Here is a 15,301-nt window from a genome sequence, read left to right on the forward strand (position 1 = left end):
ATTCTCTTTTCTGTCGCGCCATGCAATTTCCGGAATCCTGGCTTCGCAGTTTCGTCAATCCGCCGATCACCACCGATGAACTCTCCCATCGCCTGACGATGGCTGGCCTCGAAGTGGAAGAGGTCGATCCCGTCGCGCCGCCGTTCTCGCAGATCGTTGTCGGCCACGTGGTCGAGGTGAGCAAGCATCCGGACGCGGACCGCCTGAACGTCTGCAAGGTCGATGCGGGGACGGGCGAGTTGCTGCAGATCGTCTGCGGTGCGCCGAACGTGTCGGTGGGCATCAAGGTGCCGTGCGCGATGGTGGGCGCTGAACTGCCGCCGGGCGAAGACGGCAAGCCTTTCAAGATCAAGATCGGCAAGCTGCGCGGCGTGGAAAGCTACGGCATGCTGTGCTCGGCGCGCGAGCTGAAGCTGTCGGAAGACCACGGCGGCCTGCTGATCCTGCCGAAAGACACGCCGGTGGGCGAAGACATCCGCAAGGTGCTTGATCTGGACGATCAGATTTTCGTCATCAAGCTCACGCCTAACAAGGCGGACTGCCTGTCGATCCACGGTGTGGCACGTGAAGTGTCCGCGCTGACGGGCGCGCCCATCACGCTGCCGTCGATGGCACCGGTGGCAGTGACGTTGTCCGACAAACTGCCGGTCAAGGTGGAGGCGCCCGACTTGTGCGGCCGTTTCTCGGGTCGCATCATCCGCGGTGTGAACGCGCATGCGAAGACGCCGGCATGGATGGTCTCGCGCATCGAGCGTGCAGGCATGCGCAGCGTGTCGGCGCTGGTCGATATCTCCAACTACGTGATGCTGGAGCTGGGCCGTCCGTCGCACGTGTTCGATCTGGACAAGATCCACGGCGGCCTGACGGTGCGCTGGGGCAAGGCGGGTGAGGCCCTCAAGCTGCTCAACGGCGACACCATCACCGTCGATGAAAAGGTCGGCGTGATTTCGGATGAGCAGGCCATCGAAAGCCTGGCCGGCATCATGGGCGGCGACAAGACGGCCGTCACGCTCGACACGCAAAACATCTACGTCGAAGCCGCGTTCTGGTGGCCTGCCGCCATCCAGGGCCGTGCGCGCCGCTACAACTTCTCGACCGATGCTGGCCATCGCTTTGAACGCGGCGTTGATTACGCCACCACCGTTGAACACATCGAGCGCATCAGTGCATTGATCCTCGAAATCTGCGGTGGCCAGGCTGGCCCGATCGATGATCAGATCGTTAATCTGCCCAAGCGCGAGCCCGTACGCATGCGTGTCGCACGTGCGGCGCGTGTGCTGGGCATTCCTTTGTCGCACGACGTCGTGGCCGATGTGTTCAAGCGCCTCGGCCTCACGTTCGGCGTGGACGGCGATGTGTTCATCGTTGAGCCGCCGTCGTACCGTTTTGACCTTGAGATCGAGGAAGACCTGATCGAAGAAGTCGCCCGCATCTACGGCTTTGAGCAGATCCCCGCCAAGCCGCCGGTCGCCGAGAGCGCAATGCGCCCGACCGACGAGGCGCGCCGCACGATGCACGATGTGCGTCATGCCGTGGCTGCGCGCGACTATCACGAGGTCGTCAACTTCGCTTTCGTTGAGACCGAATGGGAAGCCGACTTTGCCGGCAACACCAACCCGATTCTGCTACTGAACCCGATCGCCAGTCAGTATTCGGTGATGCGCAGCACGCTCATCGGCGGTCTGCTCGACAAGGTGCGCTACAACCTGAACCGAAAGGCTTCGCGCGTGCGGATGTTCGAAGTGGGCCGCGTGTTCCACCGCGACGCGAGCGTCGCAGATGGTGGCCTGTCGATTGCCGGCTATGCACAGCCGATGATGGCCGGCGGTATCGCCTATGGTCCGTCCAAGGAAGAGCAGTGGGGCGTGCAGACGCGTCCTGTCGACTTCTTTGACGTGAAGGGCGATGTCGAGTCGCTGCTGTGGCCGCTGCAGGCGCGCTTCGAACGCGCGGAGCACCCCGCGCTGCATCCGGGCCGCGCCGCACGCGTGATGCTGAATGACCGCGCAATCGGCTGGATTGGCGAGCTGCATCCGCGTTGGCTGCAGAAGTACGATCTGCCGACCGCACCGGTAGTGTGGGAAGTGGAGCTTGACGCTATCACTGCAGTGGGTTTGCCGAAGTATCGCGAAGTCCCGCGCGTGCCGGCCGTGACGCGCGATATCGCGCTTGTCGTGCGCCAGGATGTGGCGGTGCAGGACCTGGTCGATACGTTTGAGAAAACGGCTGTCGGCACCCCGTGGCAGCGTTATCTGCAAGGCGTTGTGCTGTTCGATGAGTTTCGTCCGAAGGCCGCCACGGCGGCCATTGGGGCGCAGGAGAAAAGCCTTGCCTTCAGAATTACGTTGCAAGATACTGACAGCACCCTTCAGGACGACATTGTCGAGGCCGCCACACAGCAACTGATTCGAGCGGCCGGCGATGTATTCGGCGCGCGCCTGCGCGCCTGACGTCTTTAACGTCCGCACTCCGCTAGAGACAGCTCGAACGAACCTCCGCATTCGGATCGAATACGCCAAGCGAATCCTATGAACGATCAACACGCGCCTGCGTTGGCGGCACCCTTGGGCGACGCGCTCGGTTCTTCTTCGTCAGCATTGGCCGACGCACGTGATGCGCGCGGTCAGGATGTGCCGACGCTTACCAAGGCCGAGCTTGCCGAGATGCTGTTCGAGCAGGTCGGTCTGAACAAGCGTGAATCGAAGGACATGGTCGAAGCGTTTTTCGACGTGATTCGTGAGGCGCTTGAACAGGGTGATAGCGTCAAGCTGTCCGGCTTTGGCAACTTCCAGTTGCGCGACAAGCCGCAGCGTCCGGGCCGCAACCCGAAGACGGGGGAGATCATCCCCATCACCGCACGCCGCGTCGTGACGTTCCATGCCAGTCAGAAGCTCAAGGCGCTCGTTGAAGAGCGTGTCGAGCCGCTGCCGGTGGATGTCGCGTAATCCGGCTGCGTGATTTCGTTCAATCGTCCGTTCAATCCGTTTCTTTCGCCAGCCCCGTATGGCCGCCGATAAACACACGGAGCGGGTCAACCTGCCACCGATTCCTGCCAAACGCTACTTCACCATTGGTGAGGTGAGCGACCTGTGCGCCGTCAAGCCGCACGTGCTGCGCTATTGGGAGCAGGAGTTTACGCAGCTCAAGCCGGTCAAGCGGCGTGGCAATCGTCGTTACTACCAGCATCATGAAGTGCTGCTGATCCGGCGTATTCGTGAGCTGCTGTACGAGCAGGGTTTCACGATCAATGGCGCGCGCAATCGGCTGGATGAACTGCGGCATGGTGCGAGTGCCGCACCATCGGTTGAAGACGAATTGCCGGAGGTGGAGGCCGTGGCGTCGGCGCCTGTCGCTGCGAATGGCCAGGTCGATGTGCCTGGCGTGAGACGTGCGTTGTTGGCGGTGCTGGAAGTGCTGCGTACCGACAAGCCGTAAAGCCGATACTGCACGCAGGATGTGTGCAAAAGGATGCGCGCAAATAGAAACGAAAAAGCCCGCGTAACGTGATCCGTTACGCGGGCTTTTGTTTTGGTCGGGGCGAGAGGATTTGAACCTCCGACCACCTGCACCCCATGCAGGTACGCTACCAGGCTGCGCTACGCCCCGAAGCCTGAAAGTATAACAGAGGCATGGCGCCGATGACTAGTGGGTCGCTTGCAGTTCCTTCAAGTCTGCGTGGTCACATTTGCATCGGGATGCGGTGAAGAAAATCCTTGCACTAGAGTGCGCTCTAGCACCTGTAATCAGAGCGTTCATTTCAGTGGGCTCCATGACCGCACTCGAGAACAAGCAGTTGTTGCAGGCCGCTTTTGCCGAACTGGCAGTGAGCAACGCCAAGCCTTTCGTGGCCCTCATGGCGGATGATTTTTGTTGGGTGTGCACCGGCACGACGCGTGATGGCGTTTCCTATAACAATCAGTACTGCTTCGTCAGCAAGATCGATTTCTACGGCGAATGGGTGGCCACGGGAACACGCCCGGCCCGCGAGCCCGCCCTGTCGCAAAGCAACACGAAAACGTCCGCTCGCCGTAAATCCGAGCGCTAGCTAGTTGGTGGCAGCGTTGTTGGAAGGCTTATCCGCTGCCCGCCGATACCGCGCGGGTGTCATCCCCAGTTGCTGCTTGAATGCCTTGCCGAACGCCGCTTCGGATTGATAACCGATGCGCGCACCGATTTCGCCTGCACTGAGTCGCGTATGGATCAGTGCGTCGCACGCGAGCGTCATGCGCACACGCGTGAGGAAATCCCACACCGTCATGTCAGCGCGCGCCTTGAAGTGGCGCGCGTAGGTGGCGCGTGACATGGCGGCCAGGTCGGCGAGGGCGTCGATGGTCCACGCACGTTCGGGCGCGCTGAGCATGGCCTGTACGGACAGACCGAGGCGCGCGTCTGAGAGCAACGTTAGCGTGCCGGGGGCAGCGCTTTCGCGCTGGCCGTAGACGCGCAGGGCCATCGTCAGCAACGCCTGGCTCAGCGAGGTGACGACCGCCAGTGCACCGGGGGCACGCGTTCCTGCTTCGTCGCGCATCAGCCCAATGAGTGCTTGCAGCGCCGGAAACGACGCGCTATCACTCAATGACACATGCAGTGGATCGGGCAACGTACGCACCAGCAGCGTGGTCGAGCCGGGCTCGTGAACAAAGCGGCCGCAGAGCAGATCGACCTCGGCCGTGCCCCGGCCGGTTTGGCGAAGCGGCAGCATGCCGTCGTGCGACGCGCGGGGCTTGCGGGCGGGCGTGTCTGCGGCGCTGAGGTCGTGAATGGTGTGTGCCCCACCGCGCGGGAACAGGATGAAATCGCCCCCGCGCAGCGTGAGCGTGCGGCCGCCGGCGTCAATCAGGCAACTGCCCGACAGCACCAGGTGGAACAGCACTTGGCCATTCGGCTCCGGATCGTGCGGGACCGAGAACCGCCCCTGGAACAGGCAGCGCAAATCGAGGCTGGCCTGCGGCCGGGTGAGCTGGATGAATTGACTGAGCGCGTCCATTGAGACGATTTCGACAAAATTTGCGTAAATCGAGTATTCAGTGGATCGCCCGTCAAGGCAATACTCTTTCCAACGGCGCGGGCATCGGGCCAGCGCCACGCCACCGGAGCACATCATCATGTTGAACTGGGTTGAGTATCGGAAGGAACTGCTGGGGCGCATTGGCGAGATTGGTCAGGTCACGCCGGATACGGTCAAGGGCTACAAGACACTGTCGGGTGCGACGACCGGCAGCCTAGATGCGAAAACGCGCGAACTGATCGCGCTGGCCGTGGCGGTAACCACGCGTTGCGATGGTTGTATCACCGTGCACACGGCCGAAGCGATCAAGCATGGCGCGACGCATGAGGAGATTGCCGACGCACTGAGCGTGGCGATTTCGCTCAATGCCGGGGCAGCGTTGGTGTACTCCGCGCGCGTGATGGACGCAGTGCAGGCCTACGAGAAGGCCTGACGACTGGCCTGATGGGGCTGCTAGCGTGCGATCCGCAGGCGGCAAGTTGCCTGCCGGGTCTCGCCGGGGGCGAGCAGGTGCAGGCCCTCGCCATGATGGATCGCATTGGGCAGGCCCATCCACGGTTCGACGCAGTAGAAATCGGACGTGGGGTTTTCCGTCCAGGTGGTGATGGCATGCCAGGGCACCGGCGCGCCGTCTACCTCGACACGAATGCGTCGACCAAGCGGCGCTTCTGCATGCGGCGGGATGACGAGCGTGACCGCACCAGCGTCATCTAACAGGTGATAACGGTCTTGCAGTGCCGGGTCGTTGAGCTGGTAGGTCCTGCGCCCCGGCTCCGGCCTGTCGAGGCTGCCGTCGGGCAGTTGGCGTGATAGCCGCGCCGGCGGCGTCAACAGCTCGGTCGTGCCACGCAAAGCGTGCGGTAGTGCTAAGTAGAAATGATGACCGGCGTAAAAGGGCATCGGCGCATGCGCGTCGCCTTCGTTCAGATGCTTGACGGAGAACGTTGCCTCAAGTCCATCGTGAATCAGCCGGTACGTCACGCGAAATTCAAAGGCAAACGGATAACTTTCGTGCGTCTGCGGGCTGTCGCGCAGCAACAGGACGACGTGCGCGTCGCTTGCGTCTTCCACCTCGAACGGTAGGTCGCGAGCAAAGCCGTGTTGCGGCAGCGCGTGAAGTTGCCCACGCGCGTCGCGCCAGCGGCCGACCTCGCCATCCACGAAATGCCGGCCGATGAAGGGAAACAGAAGCGGATTGCCGCCGCGGACTTTGGCCGGGTTGGACCAATCAGCGGACGCGGGCCAGAAGAGGATGTCTTCACCGCGATGGCGCCAGCGCACAAGGCGGCCACCGGCTTCGGGTGCGAGCAGCAGCATGGAGCCGTCGGCGTGCGTGTCGCCAATGCGAATGAGTGTGCGGTCCTGAAAGCGAGCGGTGGGCAGGTCTTGCATGGGCTGGGCGGGGTGGCTTGTTGGCATGGGAATCGCGTACTAGATTGTCAATGCGTTTTGACCGGAGGGAAACCATGTCCATCCATTGCGTGCTGCCCGCACATACCGTTCCCCCACCCGACGAACCTGCGCCGCCGGGGATTCCTCCTGATCTGCCATCGCCCGATGAACCTCCGCCGCCGGTTGAGCCGCCGGAGGTGTTGCAGAAGGCATGTGCCGTTACCAATCGTCACAGCTTTGCGTGAAGCGGTTCGTAAGATAGCGCCAGTTCCCGCGCGACTGCGCTTTTCTATAACGACAATACGAGCCCAATCATGTCGATTCTTCCGCGTCTGACCCTGTGCGCTGTGCTGGTGGCCTCCATGGCCGGTTGTGTCGTGGCGCCGCCGCAGCAAACACGCACGGTGGTGGTGCACGAGCCGGTTCCGGTTGCGGCGCCTGCGCCGACGGACCCGCGCGCCCGCTTCGATCAAGTGCAGGGCCGCCTCGCGGAAGAATTCCACCGCGTCGACGTTCGCCAATCGCAGGGCTATATCGACCCGTATCGTGCTGACGGCCTGCGCGATCGCCTGCGCCGCATCCGCCAGGAAGCCAGCGACATGGCCAGCCAGCATCGCGGCGGCTTGTCCGGCGATGAGCAGCGCGCGCTGAACGACGAACTTGGCGCTGTGGGGCACGATATCGGCCGCTAAACCGTTTTCTCCTGCCGGCCTCATTTGCCCCGATGCTGCGTTGCGGTATCGGCGAAATGCATTGTTGCGCCGCCAGGCATGCGTATTCAGTGGGCAGCGGGCGGAAGCTGATACGCTTGCGTTCGTCCTGAATGAGCAAGCCCGATTCCAACGCGGCTTCCTGCGGCCGGTTCTGGCCTTGTGCCGTGCGAAAGATCATCCACTGCGACTGCGATTGCTTTTACGCCGCCATCGAAATGCGCGACGATCCGCGCTTGGCCGGCAAGCCGTTGGCCGTGGGCGGGCGGCCGGAGCGGCGCGGTGTGGTTGCAACCTGCAACTACGAGGCGCGCAAGTTTGGCATCCATTCGGCGATGCCCATGGCGCAGGCCGTCAAGCGCTGCCCGGACTTGCTGATCGTGCCGCCGTCCATGGACAAGTACCGCCAGGTCGCGCGCCAGATCTTCGCCATTTACCACAGCTACACGCCGCTGGTGGAGCCGCTTTCATTGGACGAGGCTTACCTGGACGTGACCGGCAGCCCGATGCTTGCCGGCAGCGGCACGCGCATCGCTGAAGACATCCGCCGCCGCGTGCGCGAAGAGATTGGTATCACCGTGTCGGCGGGGGTTGCGCCCAACAAGTTCATCGCCAAGATCGCCAGTGATTGGAACAAGCCCGATGGCCTGTTTGTTGTGCGGCCAGAGCAGATCGACGCGTTTGTTGCGGAGTTGCCCGTTGATCGCCTGTTCGGCGTCGGTAAGGTGACGGCCGCCAAGCTGCGCCGCTTGGGCGCCGAAACTTGCGGCGACCTGCGCGCCTGGGGCACCGACCGCTTGCAGCAGCATTTCGGCGTGTTTGGTTTTCGGCTGCACGATCTCTGCCGGGGCATCGACCACCGGCAGGTGCAGTCTTCGCAGATTCGCAAGTCCGTCAGCGTGGAAGAAACCTACGCCACCGATCTGCGAACACTCGACGATTGCCAGCGCGAGTTGATCATCCTCGTTGAGCAATTGGCCGCTCGCGTTGAACGTGCCCGCGCCGGAAGCATGATCCACAAGACGTACGTCAAGCTGCGTTTTGCAGATTTTCATGGCACGACGGTAGAGTGCATCTCGCCGCAGGTGTCGTTGCCGGTGTTCTTCAAGTTGCTGGCGCAGGGGTTTGAGCGCCGTGGCATTCCTGTGCGATTGCTTGGTGTGGGCGTGCGGTTGTATGAATCGGATGCGCACGCGCGTCAGCAGCCGCTATTTGCCGAAGACCGTGCCGCCGAGTGAGCGTGGCGCTTCGACCCTGCAAGCGGGTACGAATTGTCCTATTTTCCTGTCTGCATGACGGCGATAGAAGGGTGGAGTGTCGCCAGCGGGTAAAATGCCCGCTTTTTTGCACAATCCGCCGCCGCGCACTACACGTGCCCGACAGTGCATGCCGTCACATTCGGCAGCGCGCAGACAGGAGCCGCAGTCAATGAGTTTGTTTCGCACCAAAAACGTGGATCACATGATCCGCACGGGCCACGGTGATACTGGCCTGAAGAAAGTCCTTGGCCCCCTGGACCTGACCTTCCTGGGCGTTGGCGCCATCATCGGCACTGGCATTTTCGTGCTGACCGGCACGGGCGCGCTGACCGCCGGGCCTGCGCTGACGTTGTCGTTCATCGTCGCAGCGCTTGCCTGCGGGTTTGCCGCACTGTGCTACGCCGAATTCGCCTCGACCATTCCCGTGTCGGGCTCCATCTATACATATGCCTACGCCACGATGGGCGAGCTGGTCGCCTGGATCATCGGCTGGGACCTGATGCTCGAATACGGCTTGGCCACGTCCGCTGTGTCGGTGGGCTGGTCGGGCTACTTCCAATCGCTGCTATCGGGTTTCGGCTTTCATCTGCCGGTGGCGCTCAGTGCAGCACCGGGCGCGATCCCGGGCGTGCAGACGCTGTTCAATCTGCCGGCGCTGGTCATCATGCTGCTGATCACGACGCTGCTGTCGTTTGGCATTCGTGAATCAGCGCGCGCCAACAACATCATGGTGGCGATCAAGGTGACGGTGGTGTTGCTGTTTATCGTCGTGGGCGTGCGCCATGTGCAACCGGCCAACTGGCAACCGTTCATGCCGTTCGGCATGGAAGGCGTGTTTGGCGCGGCGGCCATCGTGTTCTTCGCCTTCATCGGCTTCGATGCGGTGACGTCCGCCGCAGAAGAGGTGCGCAACCCCAAGCGTGATTTGCCGATCGGCATCATCGGTTCGCTGGCGATCTGCACGATTCTGTATGTGCTGGTGGCAGCGATCATGACCGGCATCGTGCCGTTTGCGAAATTTGCAGGCGTGGATCACCCGGTGTCGCTGGCGCTGCAGGTGGCCGGTGAAGGCTGGGTGGCAGGTTTCGTCGATCTGGGCGCCATCATTGGCATGACGACCGTGATCCTGGTGATGGCGTATGGCCAGACCCGCATCATTTTCGCCATGTCGCGCGATGGGCTGCTGCCCAAGCGCTTGTCGCACATTCATCCGCGCTATGCGACGCCGTTCCTGAATACGTGGGTAGTCGGCATCGTGTTCGCGGTGATTGCCGCCTTCGTGCCGCTGAATGTGCTGGCCGAGCTGATCAACATCGGCACGCTCGCAGCGTTTTCGCTGATTGCCGTTGCTGTGCTGGTGCTGCGCCGTACGCGCCCGGACTTGCATCGCGGCTTCCGTTGCCCCGGTGTGCCAGTGGTGCCGCTGCTGGCCATCGGCATGTGCCTGTTCCTGATGAGCCATCTGCAGGCTGTGACCTGGATCGCCTTTGTGGTGTGGGTTGCGATTGGCCTGCTGGTCTACTTCGGCTATGCGCGCCGTCGCTCGCTGCTGCACACGGCGGAACAGGGCGCTGCACCGGTTTCCGAAACGGTACGCTGATCGAGAGCAGCGCGACCATTCCCTGACGACATGGCTGCCGCGCAGCCAAGCACCGTCATTCAGGCCGCCGGCTGAGCGGTTCCCCCTCAGCCGGCGCGCAACTATTACAACGTTGGTGTATTGCGTTCAACCGCCGCGCCTTTCTGGCGATGATTTCAGTGCATCCGGCGTTGACATCAACGTGTCGCAAACCATGTGGTTGCATTAGCGGGCGCGCGTCGGCCAATACGTCCGGCACGCGCCTTGCATGTGGCCTTCGCTTTGCTCAAACCGGCAGACGCGCGACCCTGACAAAAAAGCATAGCTGCGATGATGGGCGCGCGAGGCCTGATGCTGCCTGGGATGGCGGCTTCGAGCCGCCGTCCAAAGGCCGCGATGCGGCAAATGACGTTCGCACGCGCATCGCAAGCTGTGGTTAAAATGATCTGTGCAGTCAGACAGAATGTCTGACGAAGCCTTGCCGGCCCCCCCGCACGGTTTCCACGCAACAGCGTGTGCGTTGTTGTCCATTGCAATCGGAGGGCTTTGATGATGGAAATCAAGTTCGAAAAGAAAGAAGCGTACGACATCAACAACGAAGGCCTGCTATTCGACGCCTTGGTCGATGGCGAAAAGGTGACTTGCGTGGCAACGCGCGAGGCGCTTTGGGAAGGTCTGGAAGGTGATCAGGTGTTGTCGCTTCAGGCGGCCTTCGAGGCTGGTCAAGAGCGGATCCAGGATGCCGCCCGCGTACTCATCGCAGACGGCGTGCAGCGATCTCATGGATTAGATGAGTTGCCGCAACCGGTCGTGGTCAAGCGCGCGCATATTGCCGTGGCGTGAATCTGATCGATTGCCTGCGTAGACATCGGTGTGTCCGATGCCTCTGTGTGGCGGACACATCGTCCGTTGCCTGAAAAAAGCCGGTCCGCGTGGCCGGCTTTTTCATTGCGCCGGAGTTTCCCGACTTGACATGGCCGTGATCCGATCTGATGATTAACATGTTAATTATATGGGGTGACAGGAGACACGATGCGGCGAGGCAGAGTGGCATTGCCGGATGGCTGGGTAACGGACATGGCGGTTGCACCCGCCGACGCAGAGGCCTGCATGGCAGATTTGCTGTGCTGGCTGCCGCCGATTGAAGGCACGGTCGTCGGCGCACTGTTGAACTACCGTGGCGAACTGGAAGCGTTGGGCGACACGCTCTCTGCGCCGCCTTACCAGGCACCTCCCAAGGCGCCCATCCTCTATCTCAAACCGGCCAACACCCGTATCGGCCATGGCCACGAAGTCTTGCTGCCGGCAGACGTCGATGTCGTCTGGGCGGGTGCTTGCCTGGGCGTGGTGGTCAGTCGTACTGCCGCGCGCGTGCCTGCAAAGCGCGCCGCAGATTTCATCTCCGGCTACACCATCGTCAATGACTTGACCGTGCCGCACGCGAGTTACTACCGCCCGGCGATCCGTCACAAGTGTCGTGATGGTTTCTGTCCGATTGGCCCATGGGTGGTTGACCGTGAAGACGTGCCGGATGCCGACGGGCTGGACATCACGGTGCGCATCAACGGCGCGATCAAGCAACGCGCGAACACATCGACGTTGGTGCGGCCGGTCGCGCAGTTGCTTGCCGACGTGACGGCGTTCATGACGCTGGAAGCCGGTGACGTGCTGCTTGTTGGCATGCCGGAGAATCCGCCACTGGCACGTGCAGGGGACCGCATCGATATCGAGATCGCCCACATCGGCACGCTGACAACGCGGCTGGTTTGCCACGCGCAGGAGGCTTCGCGATGAAGCACGCGCGTATTGCCTATGACGGTGCGATACACCGTGCCACCGCAGTGCCCGGCGACGACACCTATCTGCAACTGGCCGACGGCCGCGTGCTGCATGAGACCGAAGTCGTGTGGCTGCCGCCGGTTGTGCCACGCACGATTTTCGCGCTGGGTTTGAACTATGCCGATCACGCCAAGGAACTCGCCTTCAAGGCACCCGTTGAGCCGCTTGCCTTTCTGAAAGGCTCGAACACGCTGATCGGTCATCGTGCGCGCACCGTGCGCCCGGCGGGCGTTGACTTCATGCACTACGAGTGCGAACTGGTGGTCGTGATCGGCAAGACCGCGAGCAACGTGCCGCGTGAGCGTGCGTACGAGGTCGTATCCGGCTACACAGTGGCCAACGACTATGCCATTCGCGACTACCTCGAGAACTATTACCGCCCGAACCTGCGCGTGAAGAGCCGCGATACGTGCACGCCCATTGGCCCATGGCTGGTCGACCGGGACGATGTGCCCGACCCGATGAACCTTGCGTTGCGCACCACCGTCAACGGCCGCGTGACGCAAGAGGGCAGCACGCGTGACATGATTTTCGATATCCCCGCGTTGATCGCTTGGTTCTCGAGTTTCATGACGCTTGAGGCTGGCGACATGATCTTGACCGGCACGCCCGAGGGTTTGGCCGACACGCAGCCCGGCGACGAGGTCATCACCGAAATCGAAAGCATCGGCAGGCTGGCGAGCACGATTGCCGCGGAACAGCTGAACAAGGAGCCCGCATGAACGCCGTCAACATGGACCCCGTCAAACACTGGATCGACGGCCGGCAGGTCGACAGCCCCGAGCGTTTTATTACCACCAATCCGGCTACGGGCGAGGCGATTACCGAGGTGGCGTCGGGCGGCGAAGCGGAGATCAATGCGGCGGTAGCGGCAGCCAAGGCGGCATTTCCAGCGTGGGCCAACACACCGGCCAAGCAGCGCGCCACGTTGATGCGCCGCTTGGGCGAGCTGATCGAGCAGAACGTGCCGCACCTCGCTGCGCTGGAGACGATGGACACGGGCTTGCCGATCGCGCAGACGAGCAAGCAGCTCATTCCGCGCGCATCGGAGAACTTCCACTTCTTCGCCGAGGTGTGCACGCAGGTCAACGGCCGCACGTATCCGGTTGACGACCAGATGCTGAACTACACGCTGTATCAGCCGGTGGGCGTTTGCGCGCTGATCTCGCCGTGGAACGTGCCATTCATGACGGCCACGTGGAAGGTCGCGCCGTGCCTGGCGCTGGGCAATACAGCGGTGTTGAAGATGTCGGAGCTGTCGCCGCTGACCGCCGAGCAGCTTGGCCGCCTGGCGTTGGAGGCGGGCATTCCGCCGGGCGTGCTGAATGTCGTGCAGGGCTATGGCGCAACTGCGGGCGATGCATTGGTGCGTCATCCCGACGTGCGCGTGGTGTCGTTCACCGGCGGCACTGTCACCGGCAAGCGCATCATGGAGCGCGCCGGCCTGAAGAAATTCTCGATGGAGCTGGGCGGTAAATCACCCGTGCTGATTTTCGATGATGCGGATCTGGACCGTGCGCTGGATGCGTCGCTGTTCACCATCTTCTCGATCAACGGCGAGCGCTGCACGGCCGGTTCGCGCATCTTCGTGCAGGAAAGCGTCTACGACGACTTCGCGCGCAAGTTTGCCGAGCGTGCGAAGCGGCTTGTGGTGGGCGATCCGGCAGATGAGAAGACCAACGTCGGCTCGATGATCACGCGCGCACATTGGGAGAAGGTCACGGGCTACATCCGCCTGGGCGAGCAGGAAGGCGCCAAGGTTCTGGCGGGTGGCCCCGACAAGCCGGCAGGGCTGTCCGAGCATCTGAAGAACGGCAACTTTGTTGCCCCGACGGTGCTGGCCAACGTCGACAACCGCATGCGTGTGGCACAGGAGGAAATCTTCGGACCGGTGGCTTGCCTGATCCCGTTCAAGGATGAGGCCGATGGCTTGAAACTGGCCAATGACGTGGAATACGGCTTGGCCTCGTACATCTGGACGCAGGACGTGGGCAAGGTGCACCGTGTGGCGCGTGGTATCGAAGCGGGCATGGTGTTCGTCAACAGCCAGAACGTGCGAGACCTGCGTCAGCCGTTCGGCGGGGTGAAGGCGTCCGGTACCGGGCGCGAGGGCGGCGAGTACAGTCTGGAGGTGTTTGCCGAGATCAAGAACGTCTGCATCTCGATGGGCAGCCACCATATCCCACGCTGGGGCGTTTGACGCTGCTGACGCTGCGCCGGACATACACCAAGACAAGGGCGGAAGGAGACATCATGGGCAAGCTGGCCTTGGCCGCAAAGATCACCCACGTGCCGTCGATGTACCTGTCGGAGTTGCCGGGCAAGCACCACGGCTGCCGCGCAGCGGCCATCGACGGGCACCGCATCATCGGCCAGCGTTGCCGTGATCTGGGTGTGGACACCATCGTCGTGTCCGATGTGCACTGGCTGGTCAATGCCGGGTACCACGTCAACTGCAATGCGCATTTCGAAGGCATCTATACGAGCAACGAGCTGCCGCATTTCATCAAGGATATGCGGTATGCGTACTCGGGCAATCCAGCGCTTGGCCGGTTGATTGCGCAGACGGCAACGGAGCGCGGCGTCTTCACCCGGGCGCACGAGATCGACAGCCTGGAACTCGAATACGGCACACTGGTGCCGATGCGTTACATGAACAGCGATCAGCATTTCAAAGTCGTGTCGATTGCCGGTTGGTGCGCGTGGCACAAATTGGATGAAAGCCGCCGCTTTGGTGCTGCACTGCTCGAGGCCATTGAAGCCAGCGACAGCACCGTCGCATTCCTGGCCAGCGGTTCGCTCTCACACCGCTTCAACGATAACGGCAGCCCGGAAGACGCTATCGACCGGATCAGCCGCGAGTTCTACCAGCAGGTCGATCTGCGCGTGGTGGAATTATGGAAGCAGGGCGACTGGAAAACCTTCTGCGCGATGCTGCCCGAATACGCATCGCTGTGCGAAGGCGAGGGCGGCATGCACGACACGGCCATGCTGCTTGGCCTGCTCGGTTGGGATGCCTACGACAAGGGCGTCGAAGTCATCACCGAATATTTTCCCAGTTCCGGCACGGGCCAGATCAATGCGATCTTCCCGTTGCCGGATCGGGTGTGAGCAGGAGCGCGACATGCCGCATGTCATCGTCGAATACACCGACAACCTGGGCGGCGACGCCCGCATCCAGCAACTGCTGCAGAGCCTCAACGAGACGCTGATCGCGCAGAATGGCGTGTTCCCGACGGGCGGCATCCGCTCGCGCGCCATCAAGCTGACGGACTACCGCGTAGCCGACGGCAAGGAAGACGACGCGTTCGTCCATGTCACGCTCAAGATCGGTGCGGGCCGCACGCCCGAGATCAAGAAGGTTGCGTGCGATGCGCTGTTCGAGGCGATCAAGGCGCATTTTGCGGAAGTCTTTGCGCGCCGTTACCTGGCCCTCTCGATGGAGCTGACCGAGTTTGACGAGGGCAGCAGCTATAAGCACAACAACATCCACGCGCGTTTCCGCAAGGCCTGA

The 15,301-nt window shown here is 62.3% G+C and carries 16 protein-coding genes and 1 tRNA gene; 14 read left to right on the top strand and 3 right to left on the bottom strand.

The features are described 5' to 3' along the window. Positions 1 to 20: 20 nt before the first annotated feature. The 3 genes from pheT to PSUB009319_RS10800 all read left to right on the top strand — a co-directional run bounded on the left by pheT (position 21) and on the right by PSUB009319_RS10800 (position 3,435). Positions 21 to 2,450 carry a phenylalanine--tRNA ligase subunit beta gene (pheT, locus tag PSUB009319_RS10790; RefSeq protein WP_124382232.1) on the top strand — a complete coding sequence of 810 codons (2,430 nt, stop codon included), beginning with the start codon at positions 21 to 23 and terminating at the stop codon, positions 2,448 to 2,450. Positions 2,451 to 2,528: 78 nt separating this feature from the next. Continuing rightward, a complete protein-coding gene (locus PSUB009319_RS10795) occupies positions 2,529 to 2,945 on the top strand; it encodes an integration host factor subunit alpha (RefSeq protein ID WP_124382233.1) in 417 nt (138 codons plus the stop codon). 58 nt (positions 2,946 to 3,003) lie between these two features. Continuing rightward, positions 3,004 to 3,435, top strand: coding sequence for a MerR family transcriptional regulator (locus PSUB009319_RS10800; RefSeq protein WP_124382234.1), 432 nt, complete (start codon positions 3,004 to 3,006; stop codon positions 3,433 to 3,435). Positions 3,436 to 3,529: 94 nt separating this feature from the next. Here PSUB009319_RS10800 and PSUB009319_RS10805 read toward each other — a convergent pair. After that, a tRNA-Pro gene (locus tag PSUB009319_RS10805) sits at positions 3,530 to 3,606 on the bottom strand. Positions 3,607 to 3,769: 163 nt separating this feature from the next. Between PSUB009319_RS10805 and PSUB009319_RS23250 the strand changes: the two genes are divergently transcribed. Beyond that, complete coding sequence (locus PSUB009319_RS23250) at positions 3,770 to 4,045, top strand: hypothetical protein (RefSeq protein ID WP_124382235.1); 276 nt, start codon at positions 3,770 to 3,772, stop codon at positions 4,043 to 4,045. On the opposite strand, the gene PSUB009319_RS10815 is transcribed toward PSUB009319_RS23250, so the two are convergent. Next, the gene (locus PSUB009319_RS10815) at positions 4,046 to 4,987 is read right to left on the bottom strand and encodes an AraC family transcriptional regulator (protein ID WP_124382236.1); all 942 of its coding nucleotides are present in this window, start codon (positions 4,985 to 4,987) and stop codon (positions 4,046 to 4,048) included. It lies immediately after the preceding gene. Between the two features lie 118 nt (positions 4,988 to 5,105). Between PSUB009319_RS10815 and PSUB009319_RS10820 the strand changes: the two genes are divergently transcribed. Beyond that, positions 5,106 to 5,441: a carboxymuconolactone decarboxylase family protein gene (locus tag PSUB009319_RS10820; RefSeq protein WP_124382237.1), complete on the top strand. Its 336-nt coding sequence runs from the start codon at positions 5,106 to 5,108 to the stop codon at positions 5,439 to 5,441. A gap of 20 nt (positions 5,442 to 5,461) precedes the next feature. Here PSUB009319_RS10820 and PSUB009319_RS10825 read toward each other — a convergent pair whose 3' ends face one another. Further along, positions 5,462 to 6,400, bottom strand: coding sequence for an aldose epimerase (locus tag PSUB009319_RS10825; protein ID WP_124382434.1), 939 nt, complete (start codon positions 6,398 to 6,400; stop codon positions 5,462 to 5,464). Positions 6,401 to 6,714: 314 nt separating this feature from the next. Between PSUB009319_RS10825 and PSUB009319_RS10830 the strand changes: the two genes are divergently transcribed. The 9 genes from PSUB009319_RS10830 to PSUB009319_RS10870 all read left to right on the top strand — a co-directional run bounded on the left by PSUB009319_RS10830 (position 6,715) and on the right by PSUB009319_RS10870 (position 15,301). Then, positions 6,715 to 7,092, top strand: a complete 378-nt coding sequence (locus PSUB009319_RS10830; RefSeq protein ID WP_124382238.1) for a hypothetical protein — start codon at positions 6,715 to 6,717, stop codon at positions 7,090 to 7,092. A 131-nt stretch (positions 7,093 to 7,223) separates the two neighbouring features. Then, a complete protein-coding gene (dinB, locus tag PSUB009319_RS10835) occupies positions 7,224 to 8,348 on the top strand; it encodes a DNA polymerase IV (protein WP_124382239.1) in 1,125 nt (374 codons plus the stop codon). A 190-nt stretch (positions 8,349 to 8,538) separates the two neighbouring features. Beyond that, positions 8,539 to 9,969 carry an amino acid permease gene (locus PSUB009319_RS10840; RefSeq protein ID WP_124382240.1) on the top strand — a complete coding sequence of 477 codons (1,431 nt, stop codon included), beginning with the start codon at positions 8,539 to 8,541 and terminating at the stop codon, positions 9,967 to 9,969. Between the two features lie 531 nt (positions 9,970 to 10,500). Then, positions 10,501 to 10,791 carry a DUF1488 family protein gene (locus PSUB009319_RS10845; protein ID WP_124382435.1) on the top strand — a complete coding sequence of 97 codons (291 nt, stop codon included), beginning with the start codon at positions 10,501 to 10,503 and terminating at the stop codon, positions 10,789 to 10,791. Between the two features lie 189 nt (positions 10,792 to 10,980). Next, positions 10,981 to 11,742 carry a fumarylacetoacetate hydrolase family protein gene (locus PSUB009319_RS10850; protein ID WP_124382241.1) on the top strand — a complete coding sequence of 254 codons (762 nt, stop codon included), beginning with the start codon at positions 10,981 to 10,983 and terminating at the stop codon, positions 11,740 to 11,742. Beyond that, on the top strand, positions 11,739 to 12,509 hold the full coding sequence (locus PSUB009319_RS10855; RefSeq protein WP_124382242.1) for a fumarylacetoacetate hydrolase family protein: 771 nt from the start codon (positions 11,739 to 11,741) through the stop codon (positions 12,507 to 12,509). Before PSUB009319_RS10850 ends, PSUB009319_RS10855 begins: the two co-directional genes overlap by 4 nt. After that, positions 12,506 to 13,987: a 5-carboxymethyl-2-hydroxymuconate semialdehyde dehydrogenase gene (gene hpaE, locus PSUB009319_RS10860; RefSeq protein WP_124382243.1), complete on the top strand. Its 1,482-nt coding sequence runs from the start codon at positions 12,506 to 12,508 to the stop codon at positions 13,985 to 13,987. The genes PSUB009319_RS10855 and hpaE overlap by 4 nt, the downstream gene beginning before the upstream one ends. 53 nt (positions 13,988 to 14,040) lie before the next feature. Further along, positions 14,041 to 14,898: a 3,4-dihydroxyphenylacetate 2,3-dioxygenase gene (hpaD, locus tag PSUB009319_RS10865; RefSeq protein ID WP_124382244.1), complete on the top strand. Its 858-nt coding sequence runs from the start codon at positions 14,041 to 14,043 to the stop codon at positions 14,896 to 14,898. A 13-nt stretch (positions 14,899 to 14,911) separates the two neighbouring features. Further along, positions 14,912 to 15,301, top strand: coding sequence for a 5-carboxymethyl-2-hydroxymuconate Delta-isomerase (locus PSUB009319_RS10870; protein WP_124382245.1), 390 nt, complete (start codon positions 14,912 to 14,914; stop codon positions 15,299 to 15,301).

The sequence above is a fragment of the Ralstonia sp. SET104 genome (genome assembly GCF_003851545.1).
Lineage (GTDB): Bacteria > Pseudomonadota > Gammaproteobacteria > Burkholderiales > Burkholderiaceae > Ralstonia.